Origin of the sequence: Rhodococcus sp. SB1D, from assembly GCF_048573875.1 — a bacterium.
GTDB lineage: Bacteria > Actinomycetota > Actinomycetes > Mycobacteriales > Mycobacteriaceae > Rhodococcus_F > Rhodococcus_F qingshengii.
The window spans coordinates 35,077-51,954 of record NZ_JBMAIQ010000005.1 but is presented as its reverse complement, the minus strand read 5'-3'; the positions used below and the strand labels follow the sequence as shown (position 1 = coordinate 51,954).

18 protein-coding genes are annotated in these 16,878 nt (G+C 63.2%); 6 read left to right on the top strand and 12 right to left on the bottom strand.

Annotation, left to right across the window (positions count from 1 at the left end; translation table 11 throughout):
• Positions 1–25: 25 nt before the first annotated feature.
• Entirely contained in the window at positions 26–1,126 is a 1,101-nt protein-coding gene (gene ald / locus ACN50D_RS13490) for an alanine dehydrogenase (RefSeq protein WP_003945541.1), read from the bottom strand.
• A 109-nt stretch (positions 1,127–1,235) separates the two neighbouring features.
• Here ald and ACN50D_RS13485 point away from each other — a divergent pair, with 109 nt between their 5' ends.
• Positions 1,236–1,757 carry an Lrp/AsnC family transcriptional regulator gene (locus tag ACN50D_RS13485; protein ID WP_064443115.1) on the top strand — a complete coding sequence of 174 codons (522 nt, stop codon included), beginning with the start codon at positions 1,236–1,238 and terminating at the stop codon, positions 1,755–1,757.
• Between the two features lie 7 nt (positions 1,758–1,764).
• Here ACN50D_RS13485 and ACN50D_RS13480 read toward each other — a convergent pair whose 3' ends face one another.
• Genes ACN50D_RS13480 through ACN50D_RS13470 form a run of 3 tightly spaced genes read right to left on the bottom strand, consistent with a single transcriptional unit; the run spans position 1,765 to position 4,172 of the window.
• Positions 1,765–2,829 (bottom strand): maleylacetate reductase, encoded by a 1,065-nt coding sequence (locus ACN50D_RS13480; RefSeq protein ID WP_211921466.1) that lies wholly within the window; start codon positions 2,827–2,829, stop codon positions 1,765–1,767.
• A gap of 1 nt (position 2,830) precedes the next feature.
• Positions 2,831–3,619, bottom strand: coding sequence for a pirin family protein (locus ACN50D_RS13475; RefSeq protein WP_075832188.1), 789 nt, complete (start codon positions 3,617–3,619; stop codon positions 2,831–2,833).
• Positions 3,620–3,656: 37 nt separating this feature from the next.
• Positions 3,657–4,172: a VOC family protein gene (locus ACN50D_RS13470; RefSeq protein ID WP_058039213.1), complete on the bottom strand. Its 516-nt coding sequence runs from the start codon at positions 4,170–4,172 to the stop codon at positions 3,657–3,659.
• A gap of 111 nt (positions 4,173–4,283) precedes the next feature.
• Here ACN50D_RS13470 and ACN50D_RS13465 point away from each other — a divergent pair, with 111 nt between their 5' ends.
• A complete protein-coding gene (locus ACN50D_RS13465) occupies positions 4,284–4,754 on the top strand; it encodes a MarR family winged helix-turn-helix transcriptional regulator (RefSeq protein ID WP_064688596.1) in 471 nt (156 codons plus the stop codon).
• A gap of 62 nt (positions 4,755–4,816) precedes the next feature.
• Positions 4,817–5,635 carry an HAD family hydrolase gene (locus ACN50D_RS13460; RefSeq protein ID WP_003945542.1) on the top strand — a complete coding sequence of 273 codons (819 nt, stop codon included), beginning with the start codon at positions 4,817–4,819 and terminating at the stop codon, positions 5,633–5,635.
• A 1-nt stretch (position 5,636) separates the two neighbouring features.
• Here the strand turns inward: ACN50D_RS13460 and ACN50D_RS13455 are convergent, their stop codons facing one another.
• The 8 genes from ACN50D_RS13455 to ACN50D_RS13420 all read right to left on the bottom strand — a co-directional run bounded on the left by ACN50D_RS13455 (position 5,637) and on the right by ACN50D_RS13420 (position 14,030).
• Positions 5,637–6,524, bottom strand: a complete 888-nt coding sequence (locus ACN50D_RS13455) for an alpha/beta fold hydrolase (RefSeq protein WP_007734173.1) — start codon at positions 6,522–6,524, stop codon at positions 5,637–5,639.
• A gap of 225 nt (positions 6,525–6,749) precedes the next feature.
• A complete protein-coding gene (locus ACN50D_RS13450) occupies positions 6,750–7,415 on the bottom strand; it encodes a hypothetical protein (RefSeq protein ID WP_054188066.1) in 666 nt (221 codons plus the stop codon).
• A gap of 122 nt (positions 7,416–7,537) precedes the next feature.
• Complete coding sequence (locus ACN50D_RS13445; RefSeq protein ID WP_042449451.1) at positions 7,538–8,302, bottom strand: SDR family NAD(P)-dependent oxidoreductase; 765 nt, start codon at positions 8,300–8,302, stop codon at positions 7,538–7,540.
• Between the two features lie 146 nt (positions 8,303–8,448).
• On the bottom strand, positions 8,449–9,501 hold the full coding sequence (locus ACN50D_RS13440; RefSeq protein ID WP_003945931.1) for an acyl-CoA dehydrogenase family protein: 1,053 nt from the start codon (positions 9,499–9,501) through the stop codon (positions 8,449–8,451).
• Positions 9,498–10,463 carry an acyl-CoA dehydrogenase family protein gene (locus ACN50D_RS13435; protein ID WP_007734178.1) on the bottom strand — a complete coding sequence of 322 codons (966 nt, stop codon included), beginning with the start codon at positions 10,461–10,463 and terminating at the stop codon, positions 9,498–9,500. The genes ACN50D_RS13440 and ACN50D_RS13435 overlap by 4 nt, the downstream gene beginning before the upstream one ends.
• Entirely contained in the window at positions 10,460–11,620 is a 1,161-nt protein-coding gene (locus tag ACN50D_RS13430) for an acyl-CoA dehydrogenase family protein (RefSeq protein WP_007734181.1), read from the bottom strand. Before ACN50D_RS13430 ends, ACN50D_RS13435 begins: the two co-directional genes overlap by 4 nt.
• Positions 11,620–12,492, bottom strand: coding sequence for an enoyl-CoA hydratase (locus tag ACN50D_RS13425; protein ID WP_054188068.1), 873 nt, complete (start codon positions 12,490–12,492; stop codon positions 11,620–11,622). Before ACN50D_RS13425 ends, ACN50D_RS13430 begins: the two co-directional genes overlap by 1 nt.
• Complete coding sequence (locus tag ACN50D_RS13420; protein ID WP_007734186.1) at positions 12,489–14,030, bottom strand: FadD3 family acyl-CoA ligase; 1,542 nt, start codon at positions 14,028–14,030, stop codon at positions 12,489–12,491. Before ACN50D_RS13420 ends, ACN50D_RS13425 begins: the two co-directional genes overlap by 4 nt.
• A 55-nt stretch (positions 14,031–14,085) precedes the next feature.
• On the opposite strand from ACN50D_RS13420, the gene ACN50D_RS13415 reads away from it, so the two are divergent.
• The 3 genes from ACN50D_RS13415 to ACN50D_RS13405 all read left to right on the top strand — a co-directional run bounded on the left by ACN50D_RS13415 (position 14,086) and on the right by ACN50D_RS13405 (position 16,875).
• Positions 14,086–15,315, top strand: coding sequence for an acyl-CoA dehydrogenase family protein (locus ACN50D_RS13415; protein WP_019746947.1), 1,230 nt, complete (start codon positions 14,086–14,088; stop codon positions 15,313–15,315).
• Entirely contained in the window at positions 15,315–16,127 is an 813-nt protein-coding gene (locus ACN50D_RS13410; RefSeq protein ID WP_003945582.1) for an SDR family oxidoreductase, read from the top strand. The genes ACN50D_RS13415 and ACN50D_RS13410 overlap by 1 nt, the downstream gene beginning before the upstream one ends.
• A 76-nt stretch (positions 16,128–16,203) precedes the next feature.
• Complete coding sequence (locus ACN50D_RS13405; RefSeq protein ID WP_003945807.1) at positions 16,204–16,875, top strand: TetR/AcrR family transcriptional regulator; 672 nt, start codon at positions 16,204–16,206, stop codon at positions 16,873–16,875.
• Positions 16,876–16,878 lie beyond the last annotated feature (3 nt).

The window sequence follows — 16,878 nt, the reverse complement described above, 5'->3', positions numbered from 1 at the left end:
CTTGCCTGGGTCAGAGCTGCCTGGGTCAGAGAGTGGTAGCCGAGTACCCATGCGCCGCTGCAACACTGTCGGACAGGAGCAGGCCGTCGTGTGTGCTCAGACCTGACCCCAGGCCGGGAACTGTCGCGACCGCGTCCTTCCACCCCTTGTCGGCCAAGGCGACGACGTACGGAAGCGTCGCGTTGGTGAGTGCGTAGGTGGACGTACGGGGGACCGCTCCGGGCATGTTCGCAACGCAGTAGAAGACCGAACCGTGAACCTGGTACGTCGGATCGGCGTGCGTGGTCGCGTGTGAATCCTCGAAGCAGCCGCCCTGGTCGATGGCGATGTCGACCAGGACAGAACCCGGCTTCATACGCGCCACCAGGCTGTTGGAGACGAGAGTCGGCGCCTTCGCCCCGGGGACCAGCACTGCGCCGATGACCAGGTCGGCGTCGAGTACTGCCTGTTCGAGTTCGAGGCTGTTGGACGTGATGGTCTTGACCTGGCCGTGGTACAGCTCGTCGATTTCCCGCAGGCGCGCGATCGACAGGTCGAGAACGGTGACGTCGGCCTGCATGCCGTAGGCCACGGCGATGGCGTTCTTGCCGGAGACTCCCGCACCGATCACCACGACCTTGGCGGGGCGCACTCCGGGGACGCCGCCCATCAGAACTCCGCGTCCGCCGCCGTGACGCATCAAGTGATAGGCGCCCGCCTGCGGTGCCAGGCGTCCGGCTACTTCACTCATCGGGGCGAGGAGGGGCAGTGAACCGTCGGAACCGACAACTGTTTCGTAGGCGATGGAGGTGGTCTTCGACGTCAGGAGCGCGTCGGTGCATTCCTTCGACGCCGCCAGGTGCAGGTAGGTGAAGAGAACCTGATCCTTACGGAGTCGCGAATACTCCTCTGCAATAGGTTCTTTGACCTTCAGGAGTAGATCTGCGTCCGTCCAGACCTGATCGGCAGATCCGAGGATCTGCGCGCCCGCGGCCTTGAAATCCTCGTCACTGAACGAGGAGCCGACGCCTGCACCCGTTTCGATGACGACTTCGTGTCCTCGGCCGACCAGTTCGTGGACGCCTGCTGGGCTGATGGCCACGCGGTACTCGTGGTTTTTGATCTCGCGGGGGATTCCGACCTTCATGACACGGCTCCGAACTGAGTCTGTTGTTTCTTCGAATGGCAGGTGCCAAGCATGAAGTTTCGTCGCCAGATAGTGAAGAGAAGTGAAGATAATTCTCTACGCTGTATGTATGGTGCGTGAAAGTTCAAAAATCGGTATTCAGACGGCTGCCTCGCCGAAGCATGTTCGGGCAGCAATGAAGTTGGACGAGATCGACCGGGTTCTGCTCGAAGAGCTGGTGAAGGATGCGAGGATTCCGAACAATGCGCTGGCCGCGATCGCGGGAATTGCGCCGTCGACATGCCTCGGACGTGTGCGCGCCTTGGTGGACAACGGCGTGATCAGGGGATTCCATGCGGACATCGACCCCGCCGCTCTCGGAATGGATCTGCAGGCGATGATCGCAGTTCGACTGCAGGCCAACGCACGGTCGCACCTCAGCCGGCTCGGCGACGATTTCGCCAAGCTGGACTCGGTGCTCAACGTGTACTTCGTTGCCGGTGTCGACGACTACATGCTGCACGTCGCAACGACGGATTCGGCGCAGTTGCGTGACTTCGTTGTCAACAATCTCTCGGCGCATCCGGCGGTTGCTGCGACCGAGACGATTCTGATCTTCGAACATGTCAGGCCGCGAGGCGGTACTGCCTGATTCGTTCTCACCTGATGGCGGGTCGACGCCCGGACCAGGCGTTCTCGAGGAGTTCGCTCAGGCCTGCCGGGGTGATCTCACGCGGGTTCGGATAAGCGGCGGCGTTCGCGAGTTCGACTGCACGGCCGATCTGATCGTGACTCATTCCCACCTCTCGCAGAGAGGTCGGTCCGCCGCACGAGGTGACGAGGTCGAAAACGCCGGTGGCGGCGTCGGATACACCCAAGGCAGTCGCTATTCGAGACATGACTTCCGGGACGCCAGGCGCGTTGAACGCCATTGCCTGGGGAAGGACAACGGTGTGGGTGGGAGCATGCGGCAAACCGAAGCTGCCACCGAGGGTGTGGCACAACTTGTGATGAAGCCCCATACCGACCGTGCCCAAGCAGGTTCCGGCCAACCAGGCTGCTTGCAGTAGTTCGGCCCTACCTTCCAGATTTTTCGGATCATCGACAATGCTCGGCAGCGCACGGGCGATCCCGGAGATCGCCTCGATCGCCATCAAGTCCGTGATCGGGTTGGACTCGGTGGAGTACAACGCTTCAACCGCATGCGCCATCGCGTTGACGGCGCTGGTGACGGTGGTATCCAGCGGCAGATCGAGAGTGAGGTCGACATCGTATACGACGGTTTCGGGTCGGATGTCGGGCGACGAGCGAGTTGTCTTGCGTCCGTTCTCTGTTTCACCCAACACCGGAGTGACTTCTGAACCCGCATACGTCGTCGGAACGATGATCTGATCGAACCCCGCTCGTAGTGCCAATGCCTTGGACAACCCGGTTGCCGAACCGCCGCCGATCGCGACGACGATGTCCACGTGATGGGTCTCGGCAAGCTTCAGCGCGGCTGTCGTGACTTCGATCGGAGTATGCATCACAGCGCCGTCGAAGCGGACGACGGCCATGTCGCCGAGAGATTCGGTCACGGCGGCGGCAACCGCGTCCAGTCGACGACTTGCCAGCACCATCACTCGGCTACGGCCGAGCCGCCGCACTTCTTCGGCGATCGTATCGATCATCCCTTGGCCGAAGACAATTCGAGCCGGTGAAGCGTCGTACGAGAAGGACTTCATGTCATCCCTGCGAAACGGTGGCGTGCATTTCCCAGACGATGACCTCTGCCCCGGTATCGGAACTGACCTGCTGGCCTCCGCCGCCGGACACGCGTACCGCGTCACCTTGTTCGAGCACTCCGACGCCTTCCATGGCGGCCTGACCGTCGGCGACAAAAACGTGCAGGAACGGTGCGTCGGGCAGGGTCACGGGCTGTCCGGGTTGCAGACGCGCAACGTGCATCGCGGCGTACTTGTTCTTGATCCGGATTGCCGAGTGATCGGCGTACGCGTCCATGCCGGAGGCGACGGGAACCAGTCCACCGGCAAGCAATTCGGCGTCGATCTCCAACTGCTCGTAGCCGGGGGTGATTCCGGCTTCGTCGGGGACGACCCACATCTGGATGAAGTGAACCGGGTCGCTGTGCTTGTCGGAATGCGCACCCGCCACGTCACCGAGTCGCCACGAATCGTTCTTCTCCGAATGCAGGATGCCCGTTCCGGCGCTCATCCGCTGGGCTAGACCGGGGTAGATGACACCCGAATGACCCATCGAATCCTGATGTACGAGAGAACCTCTCAGTACCCAGGTGACGATCTCCATGTCCTGGTGGGGATGGGTGTCGAATCCCATTCCCGGCGTGACGATGTCGTCGTTGTTCACCAGAAGAAGACCGTGGTGAGTGTTCTTCGGGTCGTAGTGATTGCTGAACGAGAACGAGTGCTTCGAGTCCAGCCAGCCGGCATTGGACTTGAAACGATCCCCGGATCGACGGATATCGAGGTTCGGCTGCGACAGAGTGGAGGTCATGGTGTGCCTTCCGAATGGTATGGGGGAGAGCAAGTTTTCAGAGGACGTGATTGCCGTACATCTCACCGAGTGGGTCTGCGATCAGTTCGAGTCGAGCGCCGTCGGGATCGCGGAAGTACAGCGAAACCTCACTGTGCTCGATCAGTTCGACGCCGGCCTCGGTCAGTCTGGTACGTAGCTTCGCCCACTTGGCGGGTTCGACGCTGATCGCGATGTGGTGGAGGCCGCCGAGTACTTCTTGGTACGGGCCCACGTCGAGACCCGGGAAGTCGAAGAACGCCAGAAGGTTGCCATTGCCGATGTCGAAGAAGAAGTGCGACGACCCGGGATAGTCACGGTTCTCGATCAACTCGGTGAGTGGGAATCCGAGGAGATCCTGGTAGAACTTCACGGTTCGTTCGACGTCACTGCTGATCAGGGCCGTATGGTGCAGGCCGCGTGCGGTCGATGCGGGTCGTTTGTCGGCGGGGAGCAGATGTCGATCCCTGATCTCGGCGCGGCGTTCCTCGAACCGCACTGCGTTGTCGACCTGCACTGCGTTGTCGTCGCTCATGGCGCCCGCCTCCCGGTTGAATCTTCACTTCGAACAAGTAGTTGACTGATCAACTACATTGAGAATAGCTCATTTGATTTCGTTGTCAACTACTTCGGATATGCTGGCGTTATGGAATCAGTGCGGTGGTTGACCGACTCGGAGCAATCGGCCTGGCGGGCGTATCTGGACTCGACGCGACTGCTGCAGCGTGTGCTCGACCAACAATTGATGCGAGACTCCGACATTTCGTTCACGGACTTCGAACTGTTGGTTGCTCTATCCGAAGCGCCTGGGCGGCAACTGCGCATGAGTGAGCTCGCCGATGCTGTGATGGCGACCCGAAGTGGTGTGACCAGGGCCGTCAATCGGCTGGTCGGTGGCGGTTGGGTGCGCAGGGTCGAGTGTGTCGACGACAAGAGGGGCGCTAATGCGGAGCTGACCGACCAGGGTGCCGAGAAATTGGCGTCGGCAAGCCCGGCGCATGTGGCCGCTGTACGGGAGAGCATGTTCGACCTGCTGAGCCCGCGAGATGTCGAGCGGCTGGGTGTGGTCTTCGGTGAGATGCGTCGGCACCTTCTCGAGGCCCAAGCAAGTAATTGACAGAGCAACGGCCCATGTCACGTAGTTGGTGAGGGCTGCGAACGGACTGCCATCATTGTCTGGTGACCCGTATTCGTATGTTCGCAACCGACCTCGACGGCACCCTGCTGCGCTCCGACCGAACGATTTCGGCGCGCACCGCGCAGGCCATGGAGAACGCGCGGCTCGCGGGGATCGAAGTTGTGTGGGCGACGGCCCGGGCCAGGCATTCGGTACACACGTTGGCGAGCTCGTGCGGATTTCGCGGTAAAGCTGTGTGTGCCAACGGAGCTGTCATTCTCGACCTGGCGGACGGGACTCCGGAGATCGTCGACACCGTTTCGATCGAAACATCTTTGGCTGCAACAGCTATGGAGCAGGTTCGTGCTCTGATTCCTGGCGTAGTGTTCGCGAACGTCGGACCCACGCAGTTCTTTGCCGAGCCGGAGTATGCCGCTCTGTGCGAGTTCGCGGACCATCACCGGCACCTGCACGAGATGGTGCTCGCCGATACGCTGCCGCTGGACGTGGAGCCGATGGTCAAGATCGTGGCCCGGCATGCCGAGGTTCCCAGCGCCGACCTGTACCGAACAGCGGTCGCTGCGGGTATCGAGGGTGTGGAGTTGACCCACTCCGGGGCCCCGTACATGGAAATGGCAGCGGCGGGCGTCTCGAAGGCCAGCGCTCTCGCGCAGTTGTGCGCGATCGACGGCATCGACGCGTCGGAAGTGGCCGCGGCCGGTGACGCCTTCAACGACGTTGCCATGCTGACCTGGGCCGGAACGGCTCTGGCGCCCGCCAACGCCAGAGCCGAGGTCATCGAGCTCGCCGACCGAATTTTGCCCACGAACGACGAGGACGGGGTGGCGAGCTACCTCGAAGAGCTGGTTGCGGGGAGCTAGTTCAGCTGCTGACGGCCTTGGGTCCGGTGCCGATACCGACTCCGCAGTCCGTCATGAATTCGGAGAAGACACGGTCGAAGCGATCCGGGTAGTCAAGGTGCGGGAAATGTCCGGCGCGCTTGAAGATCTCCACCCGCCCCAGCGGTAGTTCGGCGCGAGCGTTCTCGGTGTGGGCGTTGGGGATGATGGTGTCTTCCTCACCCCACACCAGTAGTGCCTGCAGATTCTTGAAGTTGGCGAAATGCGGAGTGGCATTGACGGTTTGACCGTTGTAATTGATGACCGATCGTGCCGTCGCCAGAAATGCCTGACGCGTCGACGCGTCCGACACCGAAGCAAAGCTCTTACGGGCCTCACTCGCGCTGGCACCGAGCTTGAACAGGCCGATCTTGTTGAAAAGTCCGAGCGCTTTGTCTGTCACGTCGGTCAGCGTCCGGGACGCGAGGACGGGAAGTACCAGTTCGCTGCCGGGCAGAGTTGCTGCACGCAGGAGTGGGCTCACCTCGGGGCCGAGTCCGCCGCTGGCTACCAGGCACAGCCGCTCCACACGCTCGGGGAAGAGATACAGTGTCTGCATCGCGATCCCACCACCGAGGGAGTGGCCGACGAGGGTGGCCGACGGAATGTCGAGGGCCTCGAGGAGGTCACGCACAGTGGCGGCGTGAGCGCTGAGTGAGTAGTCGCCGGCAGGCTTGTCCGACGCACCATGTCCGAAGAGATCAGGGGCGATCACGCGGTAATGACGCGAGAGCGTCTCGATCTGCGGCTCCCAATTGGAGTGCGCGCCCAGTAGGCCGTGAATGAGCACCACAACGGGGCCACTGCCTTGGTCGACGTACTTGAGCTGGTCGCCGTGCAATACAACCGTCTGTAGTTGGTCGGTTGCCATGATTGAACCTTTCGGAGCCGCCAGTGTCTGTGGCTGCTCGCGTGTTGTCGGACCGCACCCGCCCCGACGCGGATCCACGGGTATTTGTGACCGGGAGTAACCCCAGTTCCCTCAGTATGCCCACCGAGGGGCCCGATGTCGTCGCCATCGGGCGTGTTGTGACGAACCGTGAGCCGTCGGCTGAGGGGAGACGTACAACTCACCGCCGCGTGTCGGCGCCGCTGATCAGGCGAAATCGACCAGTTTGCCGAAAGTGAGGTTGATGTCCCACGGTGTGACGCCCCACGTCTCGATCGCTGATACCGCGAAGATTCCGGCAGCCTCGATGGTGTCCTGTGAGGCTGGTGCCGAAACGGAAACGCCGGTTTGTCCGCTCGGAACCTCCGGCCAGACGCCGGTTCCGGCGGGCGCGGGGGTGGCCTCCATGACCGCGTTGGCCAGTCCCGATTCGTCGACGGTCGTGAAGAGGCAGTTCGGCTCGTGCGGAGCATCCCACCCGCCGAGTTCCGCGAGCCAGAATTCGCCACGTCCAGCAGCGGAGATCGCGACCGACGCGAGTACCGATTCGAGATCTTCCCAAGCGTCGGACGTCGGGGCCGACGCCTCGGTGAGCTTGAACGGTGCGGCAAGTGCAGTGCTGTCAGGGGAAGCGAAGCGCGGCTGCACAGTGAGGGCCTGGGTCTGGGTATCCAGAAACGCAACCTCTCGGAACTTGTTGTCCGGCAGGGTCGTACGGGCTACGAGACCGCGTCCCAACTGTGCGCCGAGCGCCGCGGGATCGTCGACGCTCCACAAGCGGGTCTCGTCCTCGGACCACGTGCGAATCATTCCGCCGACGACGGGACTGATCAGCACGGGCTCGAGGTTCGTAGTGCCTGTTGACTCGCTCACCGCTGGCTCCCCACCGCACGTCGTACCGCCGGACGGGTTCCCGGCGGCCAGTTAAGTATGCCGCCTCGCTGCTGTGCGCCTTTATTAACCGCCGGGGGTTAATAAAGGCGCACAGCAAGTGGTCACATATGCGTGCCGCCGTCGATGCGGATTTCCGTTCCGGTGACAAACGAGCCGTCCTCGGAAGCGAGCATCGCGATCACGCCGGCGACCGCGGACGGGGGAGCGAAACCCTCACCGATTGCCGGGGCCAGCTTGCCGAGCAGCGTGAAGTCGATGTCGGCCGGGAAGCCGGGATCGGAGGTCATGCCCGAAGCGATGCTGCCGGGTGCGACGGCCACGGCGCGAAGGCCCTGCTTGCTGTACTCGAGTGCAAGTGCGTGCGTGAAGGATTGGATTCCACCCTTCGACGCCGCATATGCCGTCATATACGGGTGGGCGAAGGTCGCCGATGTGGAACTGAAGTTGACCACGACGCCTGCTCCGCTTTCGAGCAGTGCCGGCAGGGACTCCCTCGTCATGAGGAATGTTCCGGTGAGGTTGACCCCGATGACGGTGTTCCAGAAATCGAGTGTCATCTCGTGGGTGTGCGCGGAGCGCAGAATGCCCGCCGCATTGACCAGCACGTCGAGCCCGCCCAGAGCCTTGATCGCAGCGCCGACCTGTTCGCGAACAGACTCTTCGCTGGAGATGTCGACCTTCACCGTGGTCAGGCGATCGGAGTGTCCTGCGTCCTTCGCGGTGTTCAGCGTCTGTTCGAGGCCGGTCTCGGAAATGTCGGCGGCGACGACGGTGCCACCTTCTGCCAGGATGCGGGCAACGGTGGCCTGGCCGATTCCGGATCCTGCGCCGCTGATGAGGACGCGCTTGTCGTCGAATCGATTCACGAGAAAACTCCGGTCTGTGGGATGGACAGCTGTCTGGTGACCGATTCTGCGCGATCCAGAGCTATTAATCTGCTGGGCATTCCACTGACTGGGCACCAGTGGTGCTTGTTCGCTCGCAATCCCGAGCGAACAAGCACCGACGTCTCCTAGAGGCCCGCTGCCTGCGCGAGGCTCGGCAGGTAGGTGCTCGGCTGACCGAAAAGCTGAGCGCTGCCGTGTGCACGCTTGAAGTACAGCTGAGCGTCGTGCTCCCAGGTGATCGCGATTCCGCCGTGCAACTGAACCGCTTCGGAGGTGATCTGCTGCAAGGCTTCCGAGCAGTAGACCTTCGCCACTGCCGCGTCGTCGGCCGACTGCGTCGCCACGGCGGCGTACGTCATCGACCTCGCCGTCTCGACCAACGTGTACATGTCGGCCATCCGGTGCTTGAGGGCCTGGAAAGAACCGATCGCGCGACCGAACTGCTTGCGCGACTTGGTGTATTCGACGGTCTGCTCGACGATCGCTGCGGCCGCTCCGACCTGTTCCGCGGACAAGGCGATCAGAACGACGGTTCGGATCCGATCGACCAGATCTTCGGACCACTCCAGTGGCCGACCACGAACACCGGAGAACGTGACCTCCGCCAGCGTTCGCGTCGGATCCATGGTGGGGACGCGTCGGCGGGAGACGCCTTCGGCCGCTGGATCCACTTCGTAGAACCCGTCGGCCGTGAGAACGAGCAGGGTGTCTGCGACGTGTCCGTCGAGGACGTACGACGCCGTGCCGGTCAACGCGTCTTCGGTTGCCTCGACGCCGAAGGTGCTCCAACCCGCGGCACCTGCCCAGCACAGAGCGAGCGTGCTCTCGCCGGACGCGACACCGGGCAGCAGTCGCGAGCATGCGTCGTTGTCACCGGAAAGCAGCAGTGCCTGTGCGGCAAGAATCGCCGAACCCAGCATCGGTGACGGGGTCAGCGTGCGGCCCAATTCCTCCTGGACCACGTGTACCTCGCCCAAACCTGCTCCGACGCCGTCGAACTCCTCCGGAATCGCCAACGCGGCGACGCCGATCTGCTCGCACAGCTTGCTCCACAAAGCGGCGTCGTAGCCGATCTCTGTGGTGATGGCGGCGCGGACGGCAGCGGAGTCGGAATGCTTGCTCAGGAGATCGCGTACCGATGCGCGCAATGCTGCCTGGTCTTCGGTGTCGATGCTCATGATGCAACCAGCGCTTCGACGACGCGTGCGCGATGCTCGGACGGTGTGCCCCACGCGGTGAGCAGCGCCCGTACCTTGGTGAGCCACAAGGAGAGATCGTGTTCCATCGTGTAGCCGATGGCGCCGTGAACCTGGAGTCCGACGCGAGCGGCCTTGTACGCAGCATCCCCGCACGCGACCTTGGCCGCAGAGATGTCACGCGAGGCGTCGGCCGACTGATCGCGAACCGACAGTGCGGCGCCGTGCAGCAGGGGGCGAGCCATCTCGAGGGAGACGGCAACCTCGGCCAGGTGGTGCTTCATGGCCTGGAACTGTCCGATGACCTTGCCGAACTGCTTGCGCTGCTTCGCGTATTCGGTGGTGACCTCGAGCAGTGTCTGGCCCAGGCCCTGCAACTGCGCGGCAGTGGCAAGAGCGCCCATGTCGAAGGCGGCCGAGAAGTCGGCGGAGCCCAGCGATTCGCCGGCTGAAACCTCGTAGAGCTTGCGGGAGAGATCCACCGATGCCTTGGCTTCGCCAGGGACGCCGAGTGATACGGCACCGTCCTGCGCGAGCAGAACCAGATCCACCGCATCGGCGTCGAGCGCGAACGGTGTGCGCGGGGGAGCTGCGACAGTTGCCAGCGAACCCTCGGCGAGAGCAGAGAGACGTTCCGGTGCAACGGAGGCCAGGAGCGTCGGCGCCACGGCGATGGTCTCGACCACCGGTCCGGGTACTGCGTGCCGACCGAGCTGTTCGAGCGCAACGACCAGGTCGACGGCGTCGGCGCCGAGTCCGTCGTGCTCTTCGGAGATGACGAGACCGTTGACGCCGGTCTCGGCGAGGCGCTGCCAGAGCTTCTTGCCCGGCTCGGTGTCACCGTCGTTCCACGAACGGATGACGGCGGGCATGTCGGACTTGGTCAGCAGTGCATCGATGCTTGCAGCGAAGTCCTGGTGGGAGGAGTCGAGCGCGAATCTCATCGGTCCGCCTTCGGTAGGCCGAGCAGACGCTCAGCGATGACGTTTTTCTGAATCTCGTTGGTGCCTGCGTAGATCGGGCCGGACAGGGAGAACAGGTATCCGTCCATCCAGTTGTCGGCCAACTCGGCTTCAGGGCCCTGAAGTTCGAGAGCAGTCTCGTGGGTGGCGATATCCCACTCGGACCAGAAGACCTTGTTGATCGAGGACTCGGCGCCGAGCTGTCCACCGTCGGCCAGACGGGTGACGGTGCCGAATGTGTTGAGTTGGTAAGCGCGAGCGCCGATCCAGGCGTCGGCGACCTGGTTGCGCAGAGCGCTGTCGTCGGTGCGTCCGCTGGACTTGTACAGCTCGAGCAGGCGGTCGACGGTGGCGAGAAAGCGGCCGGGGCTGCGCAGCGAGAGACCACGCTCGTTGCTCGCGGTGCTCATCGCGACCCGCCAACCTTCGTTGACGTTTCCGATCACACCCGACTCACCTGGGTTGGCCGGGTCGTCCGGAACGAAGACGTCTTCGAGGAAGATCTCGGCGAAGCCGGGCTCACCGTCGAGCTGATCGATCGGTCGAACGGTGACACCCTTCGACCGGAGGTCGAACATGAAATACGTGATGCCCTTGTGGCGCTGCGCATCCGGATCGGAGCGGAACAAGCCGAAGCCCCAGTCGGCGTAACTCGCGCGTGAGCTCCACGTCTTCTGACCGTTGAGCAGCCAGCCGCCGTCGACCTTCTTCGCACTCGAACGCAGGCTTGCGAGGTCGGAACCGGACTCGGGCTCGGACCAGGCCTGGGCCCAGATGTCGTCGGCACGAGCCATGCGCGGCATGATGCGAGCCAACTGCTCGGCATTTGCATGCTCGAACAGTGTGGGAGCCAACAAGAAGATACCGTTCTGGCTTACGCGGCCGGGCGCGCCCGAGCGGTAGTACTCCTCCTCGAAGATGACCCATTCGAGCAGGGACGCATCGCGTCCGCCGAGTTCCTTGGGCCAGGAGACGACGGCGTAGCCGGCGTCGGCGAGTGTGTGCTCCCACTGACGGTGCTCTTCGAAGCCTTCGGCGGTATCCATCGACTTCAGGGGAGTCGCGGGCACATTCGCTTCCAGGAACGAGCGAACCTCGTCACGGAATGCGGTTGTGGCGTCGTCGAATACGAGATCCACTAGTTTGTTCCTTCCTGCGGTGCGCGAGCACTGGCAGCCATAGCTTTGGCGTCGAGACCACCAAGCGAGTCTTTGCCGACTTCGGCGTTGTGAGCGTGAGCGAAGTGATGCAGACCGAAGACGGAGTCGATGCCGTTGCGCATCCCCATCTGATCCTCGCACTGATTGACGGCCTTCTTGGTCAAAGCCAGTCCGAAGCGCGGCATCTCGGCGATACGTCCGGCGAGCTCGAACGTCTCCTTCTCGAGATGCTTGCGGGCGACGACGCGGTTCACCATGCCGATTTCGTATGCACGTTGCGCGGTGAACCGATCGCCGGTGAAGAGCATTTCCTTGGCGAATCGTGAACCGACCATCCACGGGTGCGCGAAGTATTCGACGCCGGGGATGCCCATGCGGACAACGGGATCGGAGAAGAAGGCGTCGTCGGCCGCGACGATCATGTCGCAGACCCAGGCGAGCATGAGCCCGCCGGCAATGCAGGCGCCTTGCACCATCGCGATGGTGGGCTTGGGGATCTCCCGCCAACGGCGGCACATGCCCAGGTAGACCTCCATCTCGCGGGCGAAACGCTGGTCACCGCCTGGCTTGTCGACGTGATCCCACCACATGGTGGCCTTGTTCTCGTACTCGACGTGATGGTCGCGTCCCGGAGTTCCCAGGTCGTGACCGGCACTGAAGTGAGGTCCGTTGCCTGCCAGGACGATCACCTTCACGTCGTCGTCTTCGACGGCGCGCTGGAATGCCGCGTCGAGGGCGTACGTGACCACCGAGTTCTGGGCGTTGCGGTAGTCGGGTCGATTCAAGGTCACGACGGCGACCGAGTCACGAACTTCGTAGGTCACGACGTCGGCTTCGAAGGGAACGGTCATGATTGTTCCTCGCGCAGAACCGTTTTGAGGACCTTGCCCGAAGGGTTGCGGGGCAGGTGATCTACGAAGCGCACCTCGCGGGGCACCTTGAAGCCTGCGATCTTCTCCTTGAGGAAGGCGATTACCGACTCTTCGGTGAGGCCGGCACCGTCGAGTTGGGCGATGTAGACGCGGCCCACCTCTCCCATCCGGTGATCGGGGATGCCGATGGCAGCAGACTCGTGGACGCCGGGCAGGCGAGCCAACATGCCCTCGATCTCGGCGGGGTAGACGTTGAATCCGCCGCTGACGTACATGTCTTTCAGACGGTCGGTGATGTCGAGATAGCCACGCTCGTCGAGGGTTCCGACGTCTCCGGTGTGCAGCCAGCCGTCGGCGTCGATTGCCTTGGCGGTGGATTCGGGGTCGTCGAGGTATCCGAGCATGACGTTCGGTCCACGAAGCAGGATCTCACCCTGGTCGCCGATCTTGACCTCGAAATCGGCTGTCGCGCGGCCGGAACTGGTGGAGACGGTGACCGGGTCGTCGTCGGTGCGGCACATGGTCGCAACCACTGCCTCGGTCAAACCGTATGCCGTGAGGACGGCGTCGAAAAGCTCTGCTTGCATGCGCTCGACGAGAGCAACCGGCACGGGTGCTGCGCCCGTGATCGCGATGCGGAGCGAGGACAGGTCGTATTCGCTGCGGCGGGGATGATCGAGGATGGTCTGGTAGATCGTCGGGGCGCCGGGCAGGATGCTGATCTTCTCGCTGCTGACCAATGCGAGGGTGTCGTCGATGTTGAAGACGGACACCGGCACGATCGTCGCACCGTTCAACAGGCAGACCAGGATTCCGGCCTTGTATCCGAAGGTGTGGAAGAACGGGCTGATGATGAGGAAGTTGTCGTCGGCGGTGACCTCGGCGCATTCACCCCACGACTTGGCGACAGCGATGGACTGACGATGCGCGGTGATCGCACCCTTGCTGCGCCCCGTGGTGCCGGAGGTGAAGAGGATGTCGCTGACGTCGTCTGGCTGCACCTTCGCAGCACGCGCGTCGGCTTCGGTGCGGGCGGCGTCGGTGGCGAGCGCGAGGAAGTCCTCGAACTCGATGACGCCGTCACGGTCGTCGTCCCCGTCGATCGGTACCTGGATGACGGTGGGGATCCTCAGGTCCGGATTGGCGTCGAGCAACTGCTGGTACCGATCGGCCTTGAGGAACGTGCCGACGACCACCAGGGCAGCTGCGTCGACGCGCTCGATGATGTCGAGTGCTTCGGTGCCGGTGTATCGCGTGTTGATCGGGATGATGGCTGCGCCGGCGTACTGAGCGCCGAGCAGGGCGATCACCCAGTGGTACGTGTTGGGCGCCCAGATGACGACGCGGTCGCCTGCCTTCACCCCACGGTTGATCAGTGCGCCGGCGAAATCGCGGACGCGCTGATGTAGCTGTGCGAAGGTCAGTCGGGTGTCGCCATCGGCGATAGCCGCGCGCTCACCGAACTCCTCGGCGGCCCGGATGAGGGCTGATGGGATGGTTCTCGGTTGTTCGGTCACTGGACTCCTACCTGACACGCTACCTAGCAAGTGCTTGGTAGGTTATCTTACATATGTGGACCAGAGCGAGAGCCCGGACGGGCAGATGACGGACGACGAGTTTGCGGCCACGGTCGCGCAGTGGTTGGCCGAGAACTTGACGGGCAAATTTGCCCAGCTCAAGGGTAAGGGCGGCCCCGGCAGTGAGCACGAGTTCTTCGAGCAACGACTCGAGTGGGACAAGCACCTCGCAGCCGCAGGGTGGACGTGCCTCGGGTGGCCGAAGGAGTTCGGCGGGCGGGGAGCCAGCATCTCCCAGCAGGTCATCTTCCATCAGGAGTACGCGAAGGCCGGTGCGCCCGCTCGCGTCAGCCACATCGGTGAAGAGCTGCTAGGCCCGACGCTGATCGCGTACGGCACCGACGAGCAGAAGCGCCGGTTCCTTCCTGGCATCAACACGGTCAGTGAACTGTGGTCGCAGGGCTACTCCGAGCCCGGCGCCGGTTCCGACCTCGCGAATGTTTCCACGACCGCACGCCTCGAAGACGGCAAGTGGATCATCAACGGCCAGAAGGTGTGGACCTCACTGGCCCACGTCGCGCAGTGGTGCTTCGTGGTCTGCCGCACCGAGGTGGGCTCCAAGCGTCACCAGGGGTTGAGCTTCCTGCTGGTCCCGTTGGATCAGCCAGGTGTGACAGTTCGGCCCATTCAGCAGCTCACCGGCACATCGGAGTTCAACGAGGTCTTCTTCGACGACGCCGTCACCGACGCCGATCTGGTTGTCGGGGAACCCGGCGAGGGCTGGAAGATCGCGATGGGGCTGCTCACCTTCGAGCGCGGCGTATCGACGCTCGGACAGCAGATCGGATTTGCCCGCGAACTCCAGGGCGTCGTCGACCTGGCGAAAGCCAATGGCAGTGACCAGGATCCGCACATCCGCGAAAAGATCGCCCGCGCGTGGGTCGGACTGCGCGTCATGCGCGCGCACGCGATGCGTACTCTCGACGCCGTCGACGCCGGAACCGGTGGCGGAGAAGCGTCCGTCGCAAAACTGTTGTGGGCCAACTGGCATCGTGACCTGGGACAGCTGGCGATGGACGTGCAGGGTGCGTCGTCGTTGGTTGCGCCGTGGGCGGATTCCGAAGGCAATGCCTCGGACATCACCGATCCCGAGCATCTCGAGCTCGACGAGTGGCAGCGACTCTTCCTCTTCACCCGCGCCGACACGATTTACGGCGGCTCCAACGAAATTCAGCGCAACATCATTTCCGAGCGCGTGCTCGGTCTTCCCCGAGAGGCTCGTTAATGTCTGACACCAAAGCCGCGTCCCCGCTTTCCGTTGCGCCCGAGGAAACCCCTGGCCACGGACTGCTCGCGGGTAAGAAGGCGATCATCACCGCCGCAGCCGGAACCGGCATCGGCTTCTCTACGGCGCGCCGGGTGCTTCTCGAGGGCGGCGACGTTCTCGTCTCCGACTTCCACGAGCGTCGACTCGGCGAGACGGTGGAGAAGCTGAAGGCCGAATTCCCCGGTCAGCAGGTCGAGTCGATCATCTGTGACGTGTCCAGCACCGAGCAGGTCGACGCGTTGTTCGTCGGCGCGGCCGAGAAGTTGGGACGTATCGACATCGTCGTCAACAACGCGGGCCTGGGCGGCGAGACACCCGTCGTCGACATGACGGACGATCAGTGGGATCGCGTTCTCGACATCACCCTCAACAGCACCTTCCGTTCGACGCGTGCCGCGCTGCGGTACTTCAAGAGCGTTCCGCACGGCGGTGTTCTGGTGAACAACGCGTCCGTTCTCGGTTGGCGGGCGCAGCATTCCCAGGCTCACTACGCCGCAGCCAAGGCGGGCGTCATGGCACTGACTCGGTGCAGCGCCATCGAAGCAGCGGAGTACGGAGTCCGTATCAACGCGGTCTCGCCTTCCATTGCGCGTCACGCGTTCCTGGCGAAGGTCACCAGTGAGGAACTGCTCGACCAGTTGGCTTCCGGTGAGGCCTACGGCCGCGCCGCGGAGGTCTGGGAGATCGCAACGGTCATCGCGATGCTCGCCAGCGATTACTCCACTTACATGACCGGCGAGATCGTCTCCGTTTCTTCGCAGAGGGCCTAGCGTCCCCGTGCGCGGTTAAGGAGTCCCTGGACTCGCTGACCGCGCACAGGGGAAGGCCCTGGATAGGATTGAATACATGACGCCACCTCGAAATTCCGACGAATCAAACGGCAAGTCCGGGCGCCGCGACGAGCTGCTCGAGATCGCGGCGGGGCTCTTCGCCGATCGCGGAGTGCGCGCGACGACCGTCCGCGACATCGCCGACGCCGCCGGGATCCTGTCCGGCAGCCTGTATCACCATTTCGATTCCAAGGAGTCGATGGTCGACGAGATCCTGCACCAGTTCCTCGACGAACTCTTCGGAAAATACCGCGAGATCGTCGCGGCGGGGTTGGACAGTCGCGCGACGCTCGAAGCGCTGGTCGTGACGTCGTACGAGGCCATCGACGCCTCACATTCGGCTGTGGCGATCTACCAGGACGAGGTCAAGCACCTCGTCGGGAACGAGCGCTTCGCTTACCTGGCCGAGCGCAACACCGAATTCCGGGACCTGTGGGTCGGCGTCCTCGAAGCCGGCGTCGCGGACGGGACCTTCCGCTCCGACATCGACGTCGAATTGGTCTTCCGCTTCATGCGCGACACCGTGTGGGTCGCGGTTCGCTGGTACCGCCCGGGTGGATCCCTCTCGGCTCACGCCGTCGCGGCTCAATATCTCGCGATCGTGCTCGACGGGCTCTCCGATCCGGCCACAACTTCAGACGCTATTGCTGAATCAACTTCAAGAACTATTGCTGCACAACGAAACTAGGAG